This window comes from Microcystis sp. M53598_WE2 (assembly GCF_030067735.1).
In the GTDB taxonomy this organism is placed as follows: Bacteria; Cyanobacteriota; Cyanobacteriia; order Cyanobacteriales; family Microcystaceae; genus Microcystis; species Microcystis aeruginosa.
This window is the reverse complement of the sequence record NZ_JASJFE010000245.1, coordinates 1-5,393: the sequence shown is the minus strand read 5'-3', so window position 1 is coordinate 5,393 and position 5,393 is coordinate 1. Positions and strand designations below refer to the sequence as shown.

Genomic DNA, 5,393 nt, shown 5'->3' with positions numbered 1-5,393 from the left:
TCAAGTTAAACGTCGTGGTGGGGTTAAACGTCCTCAATAACTTGAGGATATCGACAATAATTTTATGTAGAATAAATAGTAAAATACATGAAGCAATAATAACTAATACTGGCAGATTTTAACAGTTGATAACTCCGATAGTTAATGTGTATTAGTCGGTGATAAACCCTATTATTTTCAGTAATCGATCGACAATGTTTTTTAATTGGATAACTTTACCCTATTTATTAATTAATCCTGTTTTAATTCCCTTGAGTATAGCTCGATCGGAAACTATTCTTGTTCAAGAAGTCAGCGATCCTAATTATCAAAAACTGGTGCAGTACGCCCAAAATACACAACTCGATCGCCTAGCCATGGCTGATATAATCCAGAATATCGCCGCTCAATTTTTAGGAGCAAAATATCAAGCAGGATTACTCGATCGCTCTCCTACAGAAAAATTATTTATCTCTTTAAAAGAGTTTGATTGTGTCCTCTTTGTGGAAACAGTTCTCGCTTTGAGTCACAATTTTGCTTTAAAAAATTATCAGTATTCTGCTTTTAGTCAGCAGGTTTTAAATCAGCGTTATCGCCACGGTATTCTCGACGGTTATTGTAGTCGCCTGCATTACTTTTCCGATTGGATTAATGACAACCAAAAACGAGGCAATCTAGAAAATCTTACTCACAAATTAGGAGGAATTACTCTTGACAAAAAGCTCAACTTTATCAGCAAAAACCGCCATCTATATCCCCAGTTAAAAACTCAAAGTAATTACGATTGTATTCAACAGTTAGAACGGCAATTAGAAAGCTTATCCTTAACCTATATTCCCACCGCTAAGATTAAAGATATTTATCCACAACTGCAAGCTGGCGATATTATCGGTGTCGTGACTAATATCGCCGGTTTAGATACCACCCATACCGGTCTAGTTTATCGCTTTGCCGATGGCAAAATTGGCTTAATTCATGCCTCTCCTGCTGGTCAAGTTACCATTGCTAAAGACCTAGAAAAATATATCACTAAAGTGGACAAAGCCATCGGTATTTTTGTCGTTCGTTCCCTTGATCCAAGAAATAGGTAGATAGGGAGCGAGGGCAGCAGAAAAAAATTGTGATCTCACCCTATTGTTCATCTCAATTTAGGTGTTCAATGTCGGTAATAATCGGTAAAATCACCGTGATCTTTGTGCCTTTTCCTTCCTCACTTTCCAGGTAAATTTGTCCTTTGTGCGCTTCCACACAGCGTCCGACAATGGCTAATCCTAATCCCGTTCCTTGAATATTATCGACATTGCTACCGCGATAAAAAGGTTTAAATAAATTTTCTTTATCTTTGCTGGGAATACCAATTCCTCGATCGATAATTTTAAAGACTACCTGCTCCGATTCGACAATAATCTTAAATTCTACGGGGTTTCCTTGTGGTGAATATTTGAGAGCATTTCCCAGTAAATTTGTCAAGATATGTTTAATTAAATTTATATCCCAAAGTCCTCTTTCTAAGCTGCCCTCAATTTGGAAAATAATTGCTAATTGCGGCTCTGGCTTAACCGTAAAAGATTCTACCAATTTCTGACAATAATCCAGTAAATCCACCGGATCAAATTGACAGTATAATCTCCCGGAATCGGCCCGGCCAATTAATAACACTTCTGTGAGCAATTGATCCATGTCTTTAATGGCTGATCGAATCATGCGAAAATAGCTAACTTGCTGATCTTTTGTCAACCGATCGCGACTTTCTTCTAATAATCCAGCCGAGAGTAAAATTTTATTTAAAGGATTGCGAAAATCGTGGGATAACATGGAAACAAATTCAGTTTTTAACTGATTTAATTCCTGAGCTTTTTCCAGTTGATTAGTGCGTTCAATCACGCTCATTTTTAAAGCTTCGTTCGATTCTCGTAAAGCTTCCTCCATCTGTTTTCGCTCGATCGCATAACATAGCGATCGAGTTAAAATTTCTAAACTTACTTCTCTTTTAATTAAATAATCCTGCGCTCCCTGACGCAGTGCTTGCAAGGCCAAATTATCATCATTAGTATTAGTTAAAACCACGATCGGCAATTTCGGAGCCTTAATCAAAAGGGGAGCTAAGGATTGCAAACCCTGACTATCTGGTAAAGTTAGATCTAATAAAATTACATCAAAATTTGTTTGTTGTAACAGAGAAATTGCCTCGGATAATCTTGACACATTAACCAGATGAAATTCTTTTTTTTCATTACCCTTAAGAATTTCCTTTAATAATCGAGCTTCGGCTAAATTATCCTCGATTAAAAGAACTTTTATATCCTGCGAGAGTCCCATTTTTTAATCAAGAGTTAAAGAGATTTGGGAGGGTAGGGATTTGGGAGGTTAGGAAGTGGGGTGTGGGGTGTAGGGTGTGGGGTGTGGGGTGTAGGGTATAGGGTGTAGGGTGTGGGGAGAATAAAGCTGCCTCCTGCCTCCTGCCTCCTGCCTCCTGCCTGCTGACGACCGACTCCTGATAACTGATAACTGATAACTGATCACTGATAACTGATCACTGATAATGATTCACTCCCCGGGTAAAGTAGCGGTTTCTAACCAAAAAGCCTCGATATTTTTGACAATTTTGAACAAATCGTTGAGATTGCGTGACTTGGTTATATAACAATTAACGTGCAGTTCATAGCTATAAAAAATATCCTCCTCGTTGCGAGAAGTGGTTAAAACCACCACAGGAATTCTTTTTAAACTGGGATCGTTTTTGATTTCCGCTAATACCTCCCGTCCGTCTTTTCTTGGTAAATTCAGATCGAGAAGAATCAGATTAGGACGGGGAGAATCGAGATACTCCCCTTCTCGACGCAGATAATCCATGGCGTTGACACCATCCCTAACGATAACTAATTCGTGCGGGACGGTGCTAGTTTTTAATGCCTCTTGGATGAGGCGAATATCAGCTTTGCTGTCCTCCACTAATAAGATAATTTTGTGTGGCACGTCCTCGCCAGCGCTCACGCTCGTCACCTCCTAGGGGAATTGTAAAATAGAAAACCGCTCCTTTACCTAATTGGGATTCTACCCAAATTCGTCCGCGATGACACTCGATAATTTTCTTACAAATCGCTAAACCCATACCTGTGCCGGGGTACTCGTCGCGGGTGTGTAGTCGTTGGAAAATCACGAAAATACGTTCGGAAAATCGGGGATCGATACCAATTCCATTATCGGTGACAGAGAACAGCCATTCCTCCTCTTGACGTTGGGCAGCAATATGAATAGTGGGAGTTGCTTTTCCCCGGAATTTAATGGCATTACCGATGAGATTTTGGAACAATTGCATTAACTGGGTTTTATCTGCCATGACAATTGGCAAAGGATCAACGGTGATTATAGCTTGACTTTCCTGAATTCTCCCTTTCAGGTTAGCGAGAGCTTTTTCCAGTGCCAGATTAGCATCGATGGTATTAAACTCTACCGCCTGCATATCCACTTTCGAGTAAGCCAGCACATCATCTATTAATGTTTGCATCAAACTGACACCTTCGACGGCAAAAGTAATAAATTCTTTAGCATCTTCGTCCAGTTCTTCGGTGTAGCGCATTTCTAGCAACTGCACATAGTTGGCGACTTGATTGAGGGGTTCCTGTAAATCGTGGGAGGCGACGTAGGCGAATTTTTTTAATTCGGCGTTTGATAGTTCCAAATCCCGCGCTAAACGTGCCAACTCATCCGCTTGTTTTAAGATGATATTGACGATCGCTTTTCGTAATTCTAGTGCGGCGTTGATTTCTACTGCTTTCCAGGGTAAAGATTTGAGGCGAACGGTTTCTTTCCAGAGGGAGAAAGATTTACGCGGACAGAGACGAATATCACCATCTATGGCAGTCGTTTCCATCGCTTTACCCGGATCACCACCCCAGTTCACGGTTTGAATTACTTCCGGACGAAACCAGAGGAGATAATTACGTTTAGAAATGGGAATTGCTAGTAAACCACTGGCAATGTCTTTAAACTTACCCGCATCGGCATAAATTCGCGGTAAGGAATTGGTATAGTAAACATCTTCATGGACGTTTTTTTCTAGCCAAGTAATCAGATAATTTAGTTCTTCTTCGCTCGGTGTTACTCCAATTAAGGTATAATTGCCGCCTAAACAAATAGCGGCTCCCGTGGCTTTAGTTAGATCGAGCAGATTCGGTTTATGGGCAATTAATCCATCAATAAAGTTATTAGCTTCAGCCATATAATCGATTAATTGCGATTGCACAAAGTTTAATTTTACTCGATAGTCATAATCCTCGGTTTCTTCCCGTGCCGATATTTCCGAGAAAATCACTCTTCCTAAGAACTCACAAGCTTTACGGAGTTCGTAGGGTACATATTTAGGGGTGCGGTGATGACAGGCAATAATGCCCCAGAGACGTTTATTTTCAATCAGAGAAATGGTTAGAGATGCTCCCACTCCCATATTATGCAGGTATTCTAAATGACAGGGAGAAGCACTTCTAAGACTGGACAGGGTTAAATTTAAGGGTTGTTGGGTTTCGGGATGAAGACTAGGCACTAGATCGACGGGTTCAGAGGTAGCATCGGGAATCTGTCGAATCCAATTAGCACTTAATAAATTTCGTGCCGGGAGAGGGATATCGGAAGCGGGATAACGTAAACCGAGATAGGGTTCTAGTTGCTCTATTTTGTCTTCTGCTATCACATCACCGTTATCTTCTTCGTCGAATTTGTATAACATAACTCGATCGAATCCTGTCATTTTTCGCACTTCTTTAACGATGATATTACAGAAATCTTTCAGGCTACGGGTGGCTTCAAGTTTATCGATCGAAGTTTTGGCTAGGTGATAGAAACTCAGGAAAGGAATGTTTTCATAGGAAATAGCTGGTTCTAACTCTAAAATCAGCATTTGTTCGGCGTTGCGGTGAAAAATAGCATCAAAGACGGCAAAATCATCCCCTTTAACCCGCGCCCAAATTTTGGAGGGATTGATAGCATCAAAATCGTTATTTTCTATGGCTGATTTTAGAGGATCGATCTGAAAGGGATCGAAGATTTCCTCTAGGGTTTTACCGATAATTTCCCCCGGAGAAATACCCAATAAACTGCGGCTATTACTGCTGGTTTGGCTGACTTTTAGCTCCGGTTCGCTGAGAACTAAAAGCACCCCGTGCGGTTGAATTCGGTTATAGAGATGGATCGGTTCCCGTTCGATCGAAGTTGGGTTAATTGTCTCGGTTATAACTTCCATGTGTATTGCCCCCAGAGGATTTTTGCCAAGTGGAAAACTCTTTGTTTATTAAAACTATTTCTTCTCACTTTCAGGGAGCGATCAAGAATAAATTTACTTCTCTTAATCCCAGTCCATCAAAAGTAATAAAACTTTAATTAATCAGTTATCTATCGATCGAGCAGTTCTGTTCAGT

Annotated in this window: 4 protein-coding genes; 1 reads left to right on the top strand and 3 read right to left on the bottom strand. The window is 40.4% G+C overall.

Annotated elements, in window-relative coordinates; translation table 11 throughout:
- The first annotated feature begins 194 nt into the window (after positions 1–194).
- Entirely contained in the window at positions 195–1,070 is an 876-nt protein-coding gene (locus PX636_RS05165) for an N-acetylmuramoyl-L-alanine amidase-like domain-containing protein (protein WP_288116399.1), read from the top strand.
- 52 nt (positions 1,071–1,122) lie between these two features.
- On the opposite strand, the gene PX636_RS05160 is transcribed toward PX636_RS05165, so the two are convergent.
- From PX636_RS05160 to PX636_RS05150, 3 genes are all read right to left on the bottom strand, one after another.
- Positions 1,123–2,298, bottom strand: a complete 1,176-nt coding sequence (locus PX636_RS05160; RefSeq protein ID WP_288116398.1) for a hybrid sensor histidine kinase/response regulator — start codon at positions 2,296–2,298, stop codon at positions 1,123–1,125.
- A gap of 228 nt (positions 2,299–2,526) precedes the next feature.
- Complete coding sequence (locus PX636_RS05155; protein WP_002758488.1) at positions 2,527–2,973, bottom strand: response regulator; 447 nt, start codon at positions 2,971–2,973, stop codon at positions 2,527–2,529.
- The gene (locus tag PX636_RS05150) at positions 2,912–5,218 is read right to left on the bottom strand and encodes a sensor histidine kinase (protein WP_288116397.1); all 2,307 of its coding nucleotides are present in this window, start codon (positions 5,216–5,218) and stop codon (positions 2,912–2,914) included. Before PX636_RS05150 ends, PX636_RS05155 begins: the two co-directional genes overlap by 62 nt.
- Positions 5,219–5,393: the final 175 nt, after the last annotated feature.